The 16,196-nt window shown below is 41.1% G+C and carries 16 protein-coding genes; 11 read left to right on the top strand and 5 right to left on the bottom strand.

The features are described from left to right. Positions 1-16 precede the first annotated feature (16 nt). The 4 genes from rfbB to rfbC are packed head-to-tail and all read left to right on the top strand — an operon-like array spanning position 17 to position 3,602. Positions 17-1,099 carry a dTDP-glucose 4,6-dehydratase gene (gene rfbB / locus ACRWP9_RS15695; RefSeq protein WP_434929094.1) on the top strand — a complete coding sequence of 361 codons (1,083 nt, stop codon included), beginning with the start codon at positions 17-19 and terminating at the stop codon, positions 1,097-1,099. Between the two features lie 50 nt (positions 1,100-1,149). Further along, entirely contained in the window at positions 1,150-2,022 is an 873-nt protein-coding gene (rfbA, locus tag ACRWP9_RS15690; protein WP_434926773.1) for a glucose-1-phosphate thymidylyltransferase RfbA, read from the top strand. Further along, positions 2,022-3,053 carry a dTDP-4-dehydrorhamnose reductase gene (gene rfbD, locus ACRWP9_RS15685; RefSeq protein WP_434926772.1) on the top strand — a complete coding sequence of 344 codons (1,032 nt, stop codon included), beginning with the start codon at positions 2,022-2,024 and terminating at the stop codon, positions 3,051-3,053. The genes rfbA and rfbD overlap by 1 nt, the downstream gene beginning before the upstream one ends. After that, positions 3,054-3,602, top strand: a complete 549-nt coding sequence (gene rfbC, locus ACRWP9_RS15680) for a dTDP-4-dehydrorhamnose 3,5-epimerase (protein ID WP_434926771.1) — start codon at positions 3,054-3,056, stop codon at positions 3,600-3,602. A gap of 393 nt (positions 3,603-3,995) precedes the next feature. Here rfbC and ACRWP9_RS15675 read toward each other — a convergent pair whose 3' ends face one another. Beyond that, a complete protein-coding gene (locus ACRWP9_RS15675) occupies positions 3,996-4,286 on the bottom strand; it encodes a GIY-YIG nuclease family protein (protein WP_434926770.1) in 291 nt (96 codons plus the stop codon). A 183-nt stretch (positions 4,287-4,469) separates the two neighbouring features. Further along, entirely contained in the window at positions 4,470-6,299 is a 1,830-nt protein-coding gene (locus tag ACRWP9_RS15670) for an ABC transporter ATP-binding protein (RefSeq protein WP_434926769.1), read from the bottom strand. 214 nt (positions 6,300-6,513) lie between these two features. Between ACRWP9_RS15670 and ACRWP9_RS15665 the strand changes: the two genes are divergently transcribed. From ACRWP9_RS15665 to sstT, 6 genes are all read left to right on the top strand, one after another. Continuing rightward, a complete protein-coding gene (locus tag ACRWP9_RS15665; protein ID WP_434926768.1) occupies positions 6,514-8,082 on the top strand; it encodes a DNA-3-methyladenine glycosylase 2 family protein in 1,569 nt (522 codons plus the stop codon). Positions 8,083-8,155: 73 nt separating this feature from the next. Beyond that, the gene (locus ACRWP9_RS15660) at positions 8,156-8,713 is read left to right on the top strand and encodes a methylated-DNA--[protein]-cysteine S-methyltransferase (protein WP_434926767.1); all 558 of its coding nucleotides are present in this window, start codon (positions 8,156-8,158) and stop codon (positions 8,711-8,713) included. A gap of 335 nt (positions 8,714-9,048) precedes the next feature. Next, positions 9,049-10,326 carry a DEAD/DEAH box helicase gene (locus tag ACRWP9_RS15655; protein WP_434926766.1) on the top strand — a complete coding sequence of 426 codons (1,278 nt, stop codon included), beginning with the start codon at positions 9,049-9,051 and terminating at the stop codon, positions 10,324-10,326. A gap of 7 nt (positions 10,327-10,333) precedes the next feature. Further along, on the top strand, positions 10,334-10,813 hold the full coding sequence (locus ACRWP9_RS15650) for a dual specificity protein phosphatase family protein (RefSeq protein WP_434926765.1): 480 nt from the start codon (positions 10,334-10,336) through the stop codon (positions 10,811-10,813). A 285-nt stretch (positions 10,814-11,098) separates the two neighbouring features. Further along, on the top strand, positions 11,099-12,025 hold the full coding sequence (locus tag ACRWP9_RS15645) for a chemotaxis protein (protein ID WP_434926764.1): 927 nt from the start codon (positions 11,099-11,101) through the stop codon (positions 12,023-12,025). A 144-nt stretch (positions 12,026-12,169) separates the two neighbouring features. Beyond that, positions 12,170-13,405: a serine/threonine transporter SstT gene (sstT, locus tag ACRWP9_RS15640; protein ID WP_434926763.1), complete on the top strand. Its 1,236-nt coding sequence runs from the start codon at positions 12,170-12,172 to the stop codon at positions 13,403-13,405. A gap of 145 nt (positions 13,406-13,550) precedes the next feature. On the opposite strand, the gene ACRWP9_RS15635 is transcribed toward sstT, so the two are convergent. The 3 genes from ACRWP9_RS15635 to ACRWP9_RS15625 all read right to left on the bottom strand — a co-directional run bounded on the left by ACRWP9_RS15635 (position 13,551) and on the right by ACRWP9_RS15625 (position 15,575). Further along, on the bottom strand, positions 13,551-14,204 hold the full coding sequence (locus ACRWP9_RS15635; RefSeq protein ID WP_434926762.1) for a pseudouridine synthase: 654 nt from the start codon (positions 14,202-14,204) through the stop codon (positions 13,551-13,553). A gap of 102 nt (positions 14,205-14,306) precedes the next feature. Beyond that, positions 14,307-14,873, bottom strand: a complete 567-nt coding sequence (locus ACRWP9_RS15630) for a protein disulfide oxidoreductase (protein ID WP_434926761.1) — start codon at positions 14,871-14,873, stop codon at positions 14,307-14,309. A 105-nt stretch (positions 14,874-14,978) separates the two neighbouring features. Further along, positions 14,979-15,575: an ACP phosphodiesterase gene (locus ACRWP9_RS15625; RefSeq protein WP_434926760.1), complete on the bottom strand. Its 597-nt coding sequence runs from the start codon at positions 15,573-15,575 to the stop codon at positions 14,979-14,981. Positions 15,576-15,795: 220 nt separating this feature from the next. On the opposite strand from ACRWP9_RS15625, the gene ACRWP9_RS15620 reads away from it, so the two are divergent. Then, the gene (locus ACRWP9_RS15620) at positions 15,796-16,011 is read left to right on the top strand and encodes a hypothetical protein (protein ID WP_434926759.1); all 216 of its coding nucleotides are present in this window, start codon (positions 15,796-15,798) and stop codon (positions 16,009-16,011) included. Positions 16,012-16,196: the final 185 nt, after the last annotated feature.

The raw sequence follows: 16,196 nt of genomic DNA, 5'->3' as shown, positions 1-16,196 counted from the left end.
AACTTGGTGAATGTCTTTGAAGATTTTAGTGACGGGTGGAGCAGGTTTTATTGGCTCGGCCTTAGTGCGTTTTATAATTGAGCATACCCAAGATGAAGTCGTTAATGTTGATAAACTCACCTATGCGGGTAACTTAGCGTCTTTACAATCTGTGAGTAATAACCCGCGTTATCATTTTGAGCAGGTCGACATTCGTAATCGTGCTGAATTAGATCGTGTTTTTGCCGAGCATCAGCCTGATTGTATTATGCATTTAGCCGCTGAAAGTCATGTAGACCGTTCAATTACTGGGCCCAGTGATTTCATTCAGACCAATATTGTTGGCACTTATACTCTTTTAGAGGCGTCCCGCCAATACTGGAGTGGACTTAGCTTAGATCGGCAATCAGTATTTCGTTTTCACCATATTTCTACCGATGAAGTGTTTGGTGACTTACCTCATCCTGATGATGTGTGTGCTGATCAATTTGCCTATTTACCTAAGTTCACTGAACAAACATCATACGCACCCAGTAGTCCTTATGCAGCATCAAAAGCATCCAGTGATCATTTAGTTCGTGCATGGTGCCGCACCTATGGCTTGCCAACGATTGTGAGTAATTGTTCGAATAATTATGGTCCTTACCACTTTCCTGAGAAGTTAATTCCACTGGTTATTTTAAATGCCATAGAGGGTAAAGATTTACCGATTTATGGTAAAGGCGATCAAATTCGTGATTGGTTATATGTCGAAGACCACGCTAGGGCACTGTATAAAGTGGTGACTGAAGGTAAGGTGGGTGAGACCTACAATATTGGTGGCCATAATGAGCAACGCAATATCGATGTAGTGAAGGCTATTTGTGGTATTTTAGATGCTCTTTTGCCTAAAGAGACTTCTTACGCTGAACAAATTACTTATGTCACAGACAGACCCGGTCATGACCGTCGTTATGCTATTGATGCCACCAAAATAAGCCATGAATTGAACTGGCAACCACAAGAAACCTTTGCAACAGGTTTACGTAAAACTATCGAATGGTATTTAACCCACCAAACCTGGTGTCAACATGTGCAAGATGGTCGTTATCAAGGTGAGCGTTTAGGCCTTAATTCTTGATAACGGTTGATTAAATACTGGCTTATGTCACGTTGAAAATGAGAGGGGTTATGAAAGGCATTATTTTAGCGGGTGGAACGGGTACGCGTTTATATCCTCTTACGCGTGGAATATCTAAGCAGTTGTTGCCGGTTTATGATAAGCCGATGATTTATTATCCTTTATCAACCTTAATGTTGGCGGGTATAAGAGATATTCTTATTATCACTACCGCTGAAGATAAACACAGTTTTGAACGTCTTTTGGGTGATGGTTCAGATTATGGTGTGCGCCTAAGTTACGCAATCCAGGCGTCACCAGATGGCATAGCACAAGCTTTTATCATTGGTGAATCGTTTATTGGTAATGATAATGTTTGCTTGGTATTAGGGGATAATATTTTTTATGGACAGTCATTTAGCCATACCCTTAAACAAGCTGTAAGTAAGCCGTTTGGCGCAACAATATTTGGTTATCAGGTGAAAGATCCTGAGCGATTTGGCGTGGTAGAGTTTGATCCGCAAATGAATGCTATTTCGATTGAAGAGAAACCACTAAAGCCTAAGTCGAGTTACGCGGTTACTGGGCTGTATTTTTATGATAATCGTGTGGTTGAGTTTGCGAAGGCGCTTACACCTTCAGCCAGACATGAGCTTGAAATAACCGATTTAAATCAACGGTATTTAGATGATGCAAGTTTATCAGTTGAGCTGTTAGGTCGAGGGTTTGCCTGGCTTGATACTGGCACTCATCAAAGCTTGCACCAGGCGTCTTCTTTTGTACAAACCATTGAAGCCGTGCAAGGATTAAAGGTGGCGTGTTTAGAAGAGATAGCTTGGCGTAATGGTTGGCTTTCTGACGATGACCTTTACCGAATTGCGCAGCCATTATTGAAAAATGAATACGGCCAATACCTACTACGTTTGATTGAGGAAGTAAGATAGTGCGTTTGTTGATAACTGGGGCCAATGGTCAGCTGGGGCGGTCGCTATTGGCACATCTGCACAGCACGATGGTGCAGCATGTTGAAGTATTAGCGTTAACAAAGCAGCAGTTAGATATCTCAAACCTTGATGCTGTTGAATTGGTCATGGCAAAGTTTTTACCCGATTATATTATCAATACCGCAGCTTATACCGCTGTTGATAGGGCTGAAAATGATGTTGAACTCGCTTATGCGGTTAATCGTGATGGGGCGAAAAATTTAGCCCAAGCGGCCAATGGCATTGGTGCGACAATATTACATGTCTCAACCGATTATGTTTTTACTGGTGATAAGCTTGGCGAATATCAAGAAGACGATATTACCAGTCCTTTAAGTGTGTATGGCGAAAGTAAACTCGCTGGTGAACTTGCTGTAATGCAAACGAACCCTAAGCATATTATTTTGCGTACTGCATGGATGTTCAGTGAATATGGCAATAATTTTGTCCGCACTATATTAGGTTTAAGTCAGGATAAACCCACTTTACATATTGTTGATGATCAGTTTGGTGGCCCTACTTATGCGGGACATGTTGCACAGACTTTGATTTCGATTATGCTGCAATTAGATACTAATACAGCTCATACTCTAGGTGCTCAGCGTGGCCAAAATGAGCATATTAATAACACTCTTTATGGCGTGTATCATTTCTCAGGTTTGCCCCATGTGAGTTGGTATCAATTTGCGCAAAAGATAGTTCAACAAAAGATAGTGAATGATCACAAACAGACTGAAATTCATCGCATAGCAACAAAGTTGAACCTTGCTGAATTAAAGCCAATTAGCACAGATGAGTATCCTGTCGCCGCCAAACGACCGCACAATAGTAAATTACATTGTCAAAAAATCACTGACACATTCGGCATTCATCCCAGTGACTGGATATCGGCTTTATCTAAAGTTGTGACTGTATTAGCGCCCCTTGCATTAGAGGATGATACTTCGCAGATAAGATTTACACCTCCAATTAAGTCCGAGAAAGAGCAATAAATGAACGTGATTGAAACTAATATAGCCGGTGTAAAAATCATTGAGCCAAAGGTGTTTGGTGATGACAGAGGCTATTTCTGCGAAACCTGGAATCAACAACAGTTTGAGACATTAGTTGCAGGCAAGCCAACTCATTTTGTGCAAGATAATCATTCTAAGTCGGTAAAAGGCACCTTGCGCGGATTACATTTCCAGCGTCAGCAGACTCAAGGTAAGTTAATTCGAGTCATATCAGGTGAAATATTTGATGTTGCCGTTGATATTCGCACTGACTCGCCGACATATGGGCAATGGGTTGGGGTGTTGCTTTCAGCTGACAATAAACGCCAAGTTTGGATCCCTGCCGGTTTTGCCCACGGTTTTTATGTACTAAGTGATTCGGCAGAATGTGTTTATAAATGTACTGATTATTATCATCCACAATCAGAAGAAACCATTTTGTGGAATGATGCTCATCTAGATATCAAGTGGCCTGTAAATGATGCACCTTTATTATCGGACAAAGATCAACATGGGCACTTGTTTAAAAATATTAGGCTACTTGTTTGACTAAAGCTCGATCCCGGCCCAGAAGCGTTACCGGGATGACGATGGGTGATGCATTGCCTGTATGACTGCCGATGCGGCATTACCTATATGTCTGCCGGTTTGATGTTTTTCCTTCGTCATCCCCGAGATCTTTTATCGGGGATCTCGATTTTAGATATTTTGTATGAAGACAAGATCCCGGCCCAGAAGCATTACCGGGATGACGCTAGGTGGAAGCTTATCGGGATGACGGTGGGTGATGCATTGCCTGTATGACTGCCGACGCGGCATTACCTATATGACTGCCGGTTTGATTTTTTTCGTCATCCCCGAGATCTTTTATCGGGGATCTCGATTTTGGCAGTTGGCAGGTATTGTACGTAGAGCATTTGATTTAAAAGCATATTTTAGGATTTAAAGTAGATCATCATAAAGATCAACCCTGTAAGGGTTATTTTTCTCTATCAATTTGATTTTCCAATCTCGATGCCATTTTTTAAGTTGTTTCTCACGAGTGATGGCTTGATAAATATCATCATGAACTTCAAAATAAACTAATTTCTTGGTGTTATATTTTTTACTAAATCCATCACACACGTTATTTTTGTGTTCATATATACGCTTTATGAGTGAAGACGTTACCCCTATATAAAGAGTGCCGTTAGGTTTGTTGGTGAGTATATAAACGTATGATTGCTGATCCATAGCAGTGAAAACCTATCCATAGTTAGCGTGTTTTCTGGTTATTATGGTAGTTGATAAAATTGCTTTTGGCATATAGCGGTAACAAGGCGCAGGTACTGGTAATAATGTTATTGAGCGCTCAAATAAGTCCAGAGAACGTCATCCGCTATTTTTGTTCGTGCGGATGACGCCATTTAAACTGGGTTAATCTAGCCCTAAAAACCCTCCAGTTTGATGTGCCCATAGCTGGCTATAAATACCGCCACTGGCGATAAGTTCTTGGTGGCTACCTTGCTCAACTATTTTGCCTTTGTCTAATACGATTAACCTGTCCATCGCGGCTATGGTTGATAGTCGATGGGCGATGGCGATAACGGTTTTACCTTCCATTAATTCATATAATGATTCTTGAATCGCCGCTTCAACTTCAGAGTCGAGTGCTGATGTGGCTTCATCTAACAGCAAAATAGGGGCATTTTTAAGTAATACCCGGGCAATGGCGATACGTTGGCGTTGTCCGCCTGACAGTTTGACACCACGTTCACCAACTTGAGCATCCAGGCCGACATTGCCATGTGGGTCTGTTAATGCGGCAATAAACTCGGTAGCTTGTGCCTGTTGAATTGCAGCAACTAATTGTGCTTCGCTGGCATTAGGGTCACCATAAAGAATGTTTTCACGAATGGAGCGGTGCAATAGCGATGTGTCCTGTGTCACCATGCCGATATGAGCGCGTAATGAGTCCTGGGTGACATCTTTTAATCCCTGTTGATCAATTAAAATCTCACCTTTTTCGATGTCATGAAAACGCATTAATAAATTCACTAGGGTAGATTTACCCGCGCCTGAACGCCCCACTAAGCCGACTTTTTCACCGGCTTTAATGTGCAAGTCTAGCCCTTCAATCACGCCCGTTTTTTCACCGTAATGAAAGCTGACCTGATTGAAGTCAATTTGCCCTCGGCTAACATTGAGTGGTTTGGCATCGACTTTATCTTCAATCAAAATAGACTTAGATAAAGTATTCATTCCATCTGTCACTGTGCCGATATTTTCAAATAATGAACTGATTTCCCACATTATCCATTGTGACATGCCATTGAGTCGCAGTGCTAAGCTAACCGCAATAGCGATAGCGCCGACTGTGATGGCATCGTCCGCCCATAACCAAATAGATACCGCAGTAATAGTGAAGGCTAAGATGTAGTTAATGATTTGTACTGATACGTTAATCACAGTGACCAGACGCATTTGACCGTAAACGGTTTTTAAGAAAATCATCATGCTGTCTTTGGCGTAATCGGTTTCTTGTTGGGTATGAGAAAACAGTTTTACGGTGGCTATATTGGTATAGCTGTCAACAATTCGCCCTGTCATGGTTGAACGTGCGTCGGCTTGTTCTGTTGCTATAGCTTTAAGTTTTGGTACTAATTTCCATTGGATAGCCACATAAGCCGCTAACCAAATTAGCATCGGCAGCATTAGGCGTAGGTCTGCGCTGGCAATCATGACTAACATTGAGGTGAAGTAGACTAAAATGTATACCAATACATCGAGTAGTTTCATCACAGTTTCACGTACAGCAAGGGCTGTTTGCATGACTTTGGTGGCCACTCGGCCTGCAAAATCATCTTGATAGAACGAGATACTTTGTTTTAGTAAATAACGGTGTGCCATCCACCGGATAGCCATAGGGTAATTACCTAACAAGGTTTGATAAACAATTGATGCATGTAGCCAAACTAGAAAGGGAATAACGACTAACACGATAACCGACATGGTGATTAATGTGTCCCCTTCATCTTGCCATAATGTCTGGGGATTTTTCGTCACCAACCAATCAACCAATTGTCCCATAAAGCCAAAAAGGGACACTTCTAGCATCGCCAAAAGAGCCGTTAGCACCGACATCGCAATTAATGGCGCGCCGAACCCTTTGGTATAATGACGGCAAAAAGCATATAAGCTTTTGGGTGGCTGAGTCGGTTCTTCGGGTGGCAAAGGTTGTACGAGTGATTCAAAAAATTTAAACATGCAAGGCTCTGGTTATTCTTCAATAATCTTTGCTGTTAGGATACCTCAAGTACTTTATAACCTCAGTATTATTTACCGCTAATATTGAGAGAAATGTAAATGGCTGTGTTTGTGATGGTTGTTCAATTAGGGGAGGCTTCAGTACCGATTTCCGCTAGTGCAAAATGGTCTGCTGACGTAAAGTAAGCTTATTATTCATTCTACTGGTGCCATTGTGGCTATTCTTCCTGAACATGACTGTACGATTTTGGCCGAGGTGTGTCGTCAAGCTAGGCTTAGCCGTGACGCGCGGTTTGATGGCCAATTTTATACGGGTGTTTTTAGTACAGGGATTTATTGTCGCTCTATTTGTCCCGCGTCACCGCCGCATGAGAAAAACGTTCGCTACTTTGACAGCCCAATTAAAGCGGCTAATCATGGCTTAAGGCCTTGTTTACGTTGTCGTCCAGATAGTGCGCCTCATTCCTATGCGTGGATAGGCACTCAAACCACATTACAGCGAGCGATAAAGCTAATCGATAATGGGGCGATGGCAGGTGAGTCGGCGCTTAGTGTTGAGCAGTTATCCGATAAACTCGGCATTAGCAGCCGATATTTAGTGAAATTATTTACTCAATTTCTGGGTACATCACCAAAGAAATATGCTCTATATCAGCAAGTGATGTTTGCCAAAACATTATTACACCAAACGGCGTTGCCGATAACCGATGTAGCACTTGCATCTGGGTTTAATAGTATCCGCAGCTTTAATGACACATTTAAGCAAGCGCTACAATTAACGCCAACATCACTAAGAAAGAGCCTTAGTAAAGCCTCTATTGATAAAAGCGACAAAACAGTTCAAACAGTGTCGACGGATATGCAAAGCAACCATCAAAACACCTATCAAAGCGATGTTATGAACACCCGCGCGAGCATCACCTTAAAACTCAGCTATCGGCCACCCTTAAACTGGCAGGCAATGCATGACTTTTATCATTTAAGGCAAGTTGCCAATATGGAATGGTTAGCTGACGATATTTATGGTCGAAGTTTTAATCTTAATGGCGTTAAAGGCATATTGCAGATCAAACACATAGAGACTAAGTCACTGTTTGAACTTGCGGTAAGCTTTGTCGAACCAACAGATTCACGTTATTTAGCTGCTGTGGTTAATGCCGTCAGAAAGATGCTCGATTTGGATGCTGACATGTTAACCATTGAAGGCCAACTGAAAAGTATTAAGGCTATCGATATCAGTGCAGTTGCATTAAAGCCGGGTTTAAGAATACCGGCTACTTTTTCTGTGTTTGAAGCGGCCTGCCGCGCCGTGCTTGGTCAACAAGTGAGTGTGGTACAAGCCTCTAAGTTGCTCAATACTCTGGTGGAACATTATGGTGAGAGTATAACGCTTGGTCAGCAAACGTTTAGATTGTTTCCAACGCCTGAAGCCATTGGCAGTGCTAGTTTAGATGAGCTGAAAATGCCAGGGGCAAGAAAGTTGGCATTAAATGGCTTAGGTAAGTTTGTGCATAATAACCCGCAGTCTTCACCACTTGATTGGCTTAATGTTAAAGGTATTGGCCCTTGGACTGTCGCCTATGCGCAAATGCGCGGTGAGAGTCAGTCTAATGTATTTTTGAGCGGTGATTTAGTGATCAAAAATCGCTTAAAAGCATTATGTGACAAAAGCGCTATTAGCATGGAAACCGCAAAACAATATCAACAACTGGCTGAAAAGGTTGCCGAGCAAGCCGCGCCATGGGGCAGTTACTTAACGTTTCAGTTATGGTCCGCCGAGTGATGTTGGTATTACTTAATCTCGGTATGATTTAATTAAAGCCCGCCTGGATTTAATTTATACAAGGATACACAAAATGGTTAATCAATATCAGCCGCCAGTATTAACAGTCAATTTAACCAGCCCTGTGGGGGTGTTGTCAGTAAAAGCGTCAAGCGAAGGACTGACTCATTTGACGGTTGTTGATATTAGCCGTCAATCGGCTGCTGTTGAAACATTTGGTGAGGTTATTGAACTTGAATGTAATCGCGAGCAATCAGATGACCTAAGTCGACAACAAAAGCATCTTGCTCAGCAACACATAAACAAGGTCCATAAGCAGTTAACTGAATATTTTGCCGGTAAGCGTAAGGTGTTTGAGTTATCTCTCGCGCCCAAAGGTACTGTGTTTCAGCATCAAGTTTGGCAAGCGTTATCAGCCATGCAATTTGGCGAGATATGCAGTTACAGCGACATTGCTAACGGTATCAATCGTCCTAAAGCGGTAAGGGCCGTTGGGGCTGCAAATGGGGCCAACCCGATTGCGATAATAGTGCCATGCCACAGAGTAATTGGTAAAAGTGGTAAGTTAACCGGTTATGCCTATGGCTTAGAGATGAAGCAATTCTTGTTAGGGTTAGAGGCTAAATATTAAAATGCCAAGTACGATGTTGCTCGGATTGAATAAATAGAAAAGCCAGATCCCGGCCCAGAAGCATCGCCGGGATGACAATCTAGTGTGCTTATTCCCTGGATGACTTTACCTTCGTCATCTTTGAGACTATTTTGACTCGTCATCCCCGAGATCTGTTATCGGGGATCTCGCTTATTATTTTCAATTTAAAGCATTTTCGATAATGTCGAGGCTGGTTCAGAGTGTAGAATTGGATTGTTAGCTCACAGAACGGCACTCTGCTGATTGAATTATTTCAGACTTCACCCATAAACTAATGTAAAATTGTGGTTTATCCAAATTAATTGAATTGATACATGACCCAAACTGTTACTTTTACTGATTTTGGCTTGTCGGCGCCTTTGCTAGCTCGACTTGCTGAGCTAAATTATACCTCCCCAACTCCTGTGCAAGCGGCGACAATTCCGGCGTTATTGCAAGGTCAGGATATTCTTGCGGGAGCCAATACCGGTTCAGGTAAAACAGCTGCGTTTGCATTACCTATCATTCAACATTTAAGCCTTAGCACCAAGAAAAATACCTCAAAAAATAATAATGTCAGTTGCTTAGTATTGGTGCCAACGCGTGAGCTCGCTAAACAGGTGGCCGATAGCTTTCAGTCTTATGCGAGTCATTTAAATGGCTTGATTAAAACCGTTGCCATTTATGGTGGTGTGTCAGTCAATACCCAAATGTTAGCTCTACGTGGCGGCGCCGATGTAGTGGTTGCTACGCCGGGGCGATTATTAGATTTACTCTCTTCAAATGCACTTAAGTTAAATACCGTTTCTCATTTAGTGCTTGATGAAGCTGATCGCATGTTAAGTCTTGGTTTTACCGAAGAGTTAACTCAAGTACTTGAGTTAATGCCAAAGAAAAAGCAAACCTTGCTGTTTTCTGCGACTTTTCCTGAAGAGGTCCAAGCCCTAGCTTCATCATTATTAACTAAGCCACTTGAGATACATTTACAAAGTGCTGAAGCAAGTACTTTGGTGCAACGGGTTTTTACTGTTAATCGTGAATCTAAAACGGCATTATTAGCGCATTTGATTAATGAAAATCAATGGCGTCAGGCACTTATATTTGTTAATGCAAAAAACACCTGTAATCATTTAGCCCAAAAACTGGCTAAAAGAGGCATTAATGCAGAAGTGTTTCACGGCGATAAAGCACAAGGTGCAAGAAATCGTGTATTAGAAGCTTTCAAATTGTCTGAAATTGATGTATTAATTGCCACCGACATTGCTGCTCGCGGTATTGATATTGAAAAACTACCCGTGGTAATTAATTTTGACTTACCCCGAAGTCCTGCTGATTATATGCACCGTATTGGTCGAAGCGGCCGAGCTGGTGAAGTGGGTTTAGCCATAAGTTTGCTTTGTCATGATGATTATCATCATTTCTCAGTAATAGAGAAAAAGAATCAAATTCGCCTTGAACGTGAGCAAATAGTAGGCTTTGAGGCAGATGAAGAAATGCCATTAAGCGCGCAAATCGTTAAACCAATGGCTAAGCCTGCAGGAACGGGAAAAAAGAAGCGTAAAAAACTTCCTCCTGAAAATGTAAATGTTTGGTCTAAAAACGAAATTAAGTAGTAGGTATATGAAACAAGTTTTTTGGTTAATAGATGGGCAACTTGCAGGACGCAGTGGTCCCAATAAAGATGCATGGGATTTAGCAGAACTTAAAGCCGCCGGATTCGGTGCGATAGCGTCACTCAATGATGGTGCTATGTGTGACACACAAGCTATGGCCGATTTAGGGATAGCGCATCAGGTATTTAGCTTACCTGATAACATCCCGCCTATTGAAGGTGATGTTGAGATTTGTGCAGAAATTATGCCTAAGGTGTTAGCTTTTATTCGTCAGGCTGAGTCGGAAAATAAAGCCGTATTACTGCATTGTCGCTCAGGTATTAACCGTACCGAACTTATGATGGCGTATTATTTAATGGAAAATGGCGCAGCCCCTGTGCATGCTGTTAGCCAGGTGCGTAACGCCAGTGGTTTAGCGTTTGACGCTGAAGGCTGGGATCAGTTCGTTTACGATGTGCTGTACAAATTACAAGAGTCATCTAACTAATTATTGGTATTTGTTAGAATAAGGGAATACTTAGCAGTGCAATACTGAATCGATTTATTAATGATTCAGTGATTATCTGACGGGTATTCCTTTTTTATTGGATGTTAGGTTCTTAGCCATTACTGATCAAATTTAACAATTATATCCAAATGGTATTGAAATAATCTGCCATTCACTTTATCTATATTACTTTAAATAGAAAATTGAATTGATAGCACAATAATGACAGCCATTTACTGCTATATTATCAAAGTAGTCATTTTATATTTTTAGTGAGGACACTCAATGGCATCAAAGGTTAGCAAAGCCAGTCAATCCCAAGGGTTGCTCCTGTTTCATTTAAATCAGAGTCAACTGTTTGCATTGGGTACATTAAAAGTTCGTGAACTGGTGCCTTTTACTGCCTTGACAAAGATCCCTAATTCTCATCCTAGTATCATGGGGGCCGCAGCTGTGCGTGGTGGCACCATTCCGATTATTGATATGGCAGCAGGTATTGGATTTAGACCGATAGATGAAAGTGAATTAAAAAATTGTTTTATCATTATTACTGATTGTCAGCGGATGGTGATTGGTTTTGTGGTACGCGCAATAGACAAAATTATTGAATGTAATTGGCGTGATATTGAGTCACCGGCGACTAACTTAGGCAAGAATGCCTTTTTAACCGGTGTGACACGTTTTGAAGGCCAGTTAGTGCAATTGCTAGATGTTGAGCTATTGCTATCAAAAATATTCCCGCACGATCCCTCTGTTAATCGTGCCATTTTAACCGATGTGCAGCGAGAAAAACTTAAACCATTACGTATTTTGATTGTTGATGACTCAAAAGTAGCCCGTAAGCAACTATCTGATGCGTTAGATTCGATTAACATTGGCTACCAGGTTACATCTAATGGCCAAGAAGCATTGACTATGATGGTTGAGGCGGCAAAAGAGCGCAATCCAGTACAGCTGTTGGTGAGCGATATCGAAATGCCTGGTCTTGATGGATATGAATTATCGTTCGAGGTCAAAAACAACCCCGACATTGCCAAAGCTTATATTATTTTACATACCTCACTTTCAAGCGAAATTAGTTTAAGTCAAGCGAAGCAAGTTGGTGCCAATGAAGCGTTAACTAAGTTTGATGCCAAAGAATTGATCGAAGCCATGCTGCGCGGTGCAAAACACATTAGCGACGCAGCCAACTTGGTTAAATCTCCCAGTTAACATGTTTAATTAATGTGGCTAACATAGAAGTTTAGGGTAATTTCCGCATCAATTTAACGTCTTTGCTAGACTTTGCCCGCCTCATCCTGATATACAGACCTTAGTAAGTAAATCAATAATAATAAATAATGTTAAGGTAAAGTAATGAATCAAAACACATCACTGTTTGCACGTATCGCTAATGGTAGCTTAGTACTACAAATTATTGGCGGGATTATTTGTGGGGTTATCATCGCCTCTGTGTCAAGCGAAGCCGCTGGTCAGGTTGCTTTTTTAGGCGATCTATTTGTCGGAGCATTAAAGGCCATTGCGCCTATTTTAGTGTTTGTTTTAGTGGCGTCATCTATCGCTAATCAAAAGAAAGATAGCCACACTAATATGCGTCCTATTATTGTGCTGTATTTGATTGGTACTTTAGCCGCAGCGATTACAGCGGTTATGTTCAGTTTTATGTTTCCAACCACACTATTATTAGCCACAGGTATTGAAGGTTCTAATCCACCTCAGGGTATTGGTGAAGTATTAAATACCTTGATGTTTAAAGTGGTTGATAATCCGGTTAATGCATTAATGACGGGTAATTATATTGGCATATTAGCTTGGGGTATCGGCTTAGGTGTCGCAATGCACCATGCAAGTGATTCAAGTAAACGTATGTTAGCTGACTTAAGTGATGGCGTATCGACTATTGTACGTTTTGTTATTCGCCTAGCACCTATTGGTATTTTCGGTTTAGTTGCGGCAACTTTTGCTACGACTGGCTTTGCCGCATTAGCCGGATATGGACAGTTATTGCTAGTATTAGTTGGCGCTATGTTATTTATTGCATTGGTGATAAACCCACTGATTGTATACATTAAAATTAAACGTAACCCGTATCCATTGGTATTAAAGTGCTTACGTTCAAGTGGTGTGACTGCATTTTTTACCCGTTCAAGTGCCGCTAATATTCCGGTTAACATGGCGTTGTGTGAAGAGTTAAAACTGCATAAAGATACTTACTCTGTTTCTATTCCGCTAGGCGCGACAGTTAACATGGGCGGGGCTGCGATTACCATTACAGTGCTAACTTTAGCGGCAGTGAATACGTTAGGTATTCAAATTGATATTACGACGGCGATTTTATTAAGCGTTGTTGCTGCAGTGTCTGCTTGTGGTGCATCAGGTGTTGCTGGTGGCTCGTTATTACTCATACCCTTGGCATGTAGCCTATTTGGTATTTCAAATGATGTGGCAATGCAAGTTGTTGCGGTTGGCTTTATTATTGGCGTTATCCAAGACTCTGCTGAAACGGCATTGAATAGCTCAACTGACGTGGTATTTACCGCTGCGGCTTGTGAAGCGGCAGAGAATGCAGCAAACAAAACTCATTCAATCTAAGGCACAGCTCTTTCAGTATTAAAAACTCATTACGGCATTAGAGCGTAAATGCGATTAAAACAAAAATGCCGAACCCTTTTCAGGTTTCGGCATTTTTTATGACTTGTTTACTGAACGAATCAATCAGTCCCATTTTCAATGGATGCTAAAAATGTGCTGAACTAACAAATTCTAATAGGGTTTGCTTGTAAGGATGAGTAATCGTTAGCGACTGTGCATGCAATTTTAATCTTGGGCTAGCATCAATACTCGCTTTATCAGCATAGAATGTGTCGCCAAGAATAGGGTGACCTAATGCCAACATATGCACCCTAAGCTGGTGGGTTCTACCAGTATGCGGACTAAGCTCAACTAAAGTGGAATAGGGACGTAGTTCAATGATTTTATAGTCGGTTATAGCGGCTTTGCCTTGGTCGGTAACGTGTTGAAAAGGCGGGTTATCGATTATTGGGCCCAAGGCTAAATCAATTTGGCCTGTTTGGTTGTCGATATGTCCGCTTACTTCAGCAATATAGACTTTTTTAGCCTGGCGATTTTGAAACTGCGTTTTTAGGTGTGATTCCGCTTTTTTATTACGGGCAAAAATTAAAATGCCTGAAGTGTCACAGTCAAGGCGGTGAACCAAAATGGCATCTGAGTATCGCTCTGTTAGCCGATTAATGGCACAGTCATGGGTTTCAGGCGCTCGTCCCGGATTAGATAATAATCCTGATGGCTTATTGATAACAATAATGTCTTTGTCTACGTATCGAATATCTAGCCAGGGAATACTGGGTGGCTGATAAGTAAAAATGTGCATTGATTTTCTCTTTGATCACTTTTGTACCGCGTGAGTTTTAGGGCTCTACAGCAAGTTCAGGTTTCTATAATAAGTATAGCTAATGATACCAGCTGTTTTGGCTTACAAAAAAGTCGTCAGCCATAAACGTAATTTTAAGCCCCAAGCGGTGGTTACACCAGAGGTAACAAAGCGGATATGCTGATTTTCATCAATAATATAAATAGAAGGAAAAACATTTGCGCCCCATTGTTGCGATAAACTTGGCAGGTTTATCGCCTGTGGTAATTGTGCCTCATTAATAACTTCAAAACTGAGTTGATTAAGTTGCATATATTGGGTGATATCATCATCAGAACCAGAGGCAACGGCAATCGATATGACTTGGTAGTCATTTGAAGAAGCAACAGAGTTTACCATTGGTGAGGTTATTTTACAGGCCGAGCACCAGGTACCCCAAAAGTAAACGAGTGTCGGTTTGGTTGATGTTGATGCTAAGGTCGTTAAGTCAAAAGGCTGTTGACTGACCGTTAGCGCAGATAAGTTGGGTGCTTGGCCATTGATCATGTCGCGCTGTAAATAACTGGTTATAACGAAAAGTATCACTAGGATGAGACTTATATCGCGGAGTTGTTTTACCCAGAATGAGCCGGTGCGAATACGTTGGCGAAGCAAAATTTTATTGTCCATAAGCTATTTCCCAAACTTCAATGACTTCAACTTACAGCATCTTATAAAGCTATTTCGGTCAGCAGCCTCTTATTGTTTGTAGACCCAATAGCTAATATTTAATGATTAAACTAAATATTCTGCAGGTGTTTTACGGCTGTAAATACGGCTGTATGCCATTAGTTGAGGGTAAAAGGTGCGAAATGCAATTTCAATTTCGATATAAAGTTTATCTACATCTTTGATTGCACTATTGAATAGCTCTGGTTTAGACAGACGTTTGCTGACGCCTGTGATGGCCTGATCCAAACCTTGTCTCGATTGATAACTGCTTAACCAGTCTTGTTGAATAATACTTGGAATAATCGTTTGCAGTTTCGGGGGCAATTCTTGAGTTGTCTGCATGCATTGGTAAGCTTTTTGAGTGAAATCTAGTAATGATTGTTGATGGTATTCTTCCCAGTAATAAGCTAGATAATGATCAAAAGCTAAATCGATTAAAATGGGCGCAACTCTGCGAGAGCTACTAGGAAATTGACTGAGTAAGTCCTTAATAATTTCATGACTATCGGTCACAATATCAATTTGTCTGTGCAACCAGATCCCTTGCTGCAAGTGTTTAGGGTGGTCGATTATGCTGCCTTTAGCAAAATCACCCGCAAGATTAGCCGAAAGGTGCGTGTCGCTAATATCTGCGAGATGTAGATGTGCTAAAAAGTTCATAATTTTATACTTCTTTTTTGTAGATTTTACAGTATGATAACGTATGAAAAATAATCAAGCTATTTGTTAGTTATGCTATTTCTGCATTAATAATACAGTGAGTTAATGTACCACAGACTCTGTCTCGGCTGAATAAATAATGCTGAAGTAACCATGCTATAAAGATTATTTAGAAATACGATTTATATTATTCGTTTTGTTTGTTTTAGGATCATGGAAGATGAAAAGCTGGCTTAATAAAATATTGGGGCGCGAACCTATGTTGGTACGCCATAAAGTGCAGGTTGATTTGCGCTATCATTCCTATCGTTTCAGCATGGATGATTTTAAACATCCAAATACAGACAGTTCCGACAACACAGATGAATCAGAATTAGCTTCGGCTGAAGATCTGGCCTGTGAAATCGCTTCTTCTACAGAATCTTCAATTAAGTAATTAACCCGGCCTTCAGCTGGCAGATATGCCAGGAGACCCGTTAAGTAATGACATCAGTGAATAACTTATAATAGTCACCGTTAATACTAAGGTTACAATAATAATATTGTCATAAATTGATCGTCTTAACTTGATCTTTATCTATGGTCGCCATAGACTGGCGGCCGATTTTTGACTAGTTGAGA

Origin of the sequence: Shewanella sp. HL-SH2 (genome assembly GCF_051164935.1) — a bacterium.
GTDB lineage: Bacteria > Pseudomonadota > Gammaproteobacteria > Enterobacterales > Shewanellaceae > Shewanella > Shewanella glacialimarina.
The sequence above is the reverse complement of the archived record's forward strand: the minus strand, read 5'-3'. Positions and strand labels throughout refer to the sequence as shown.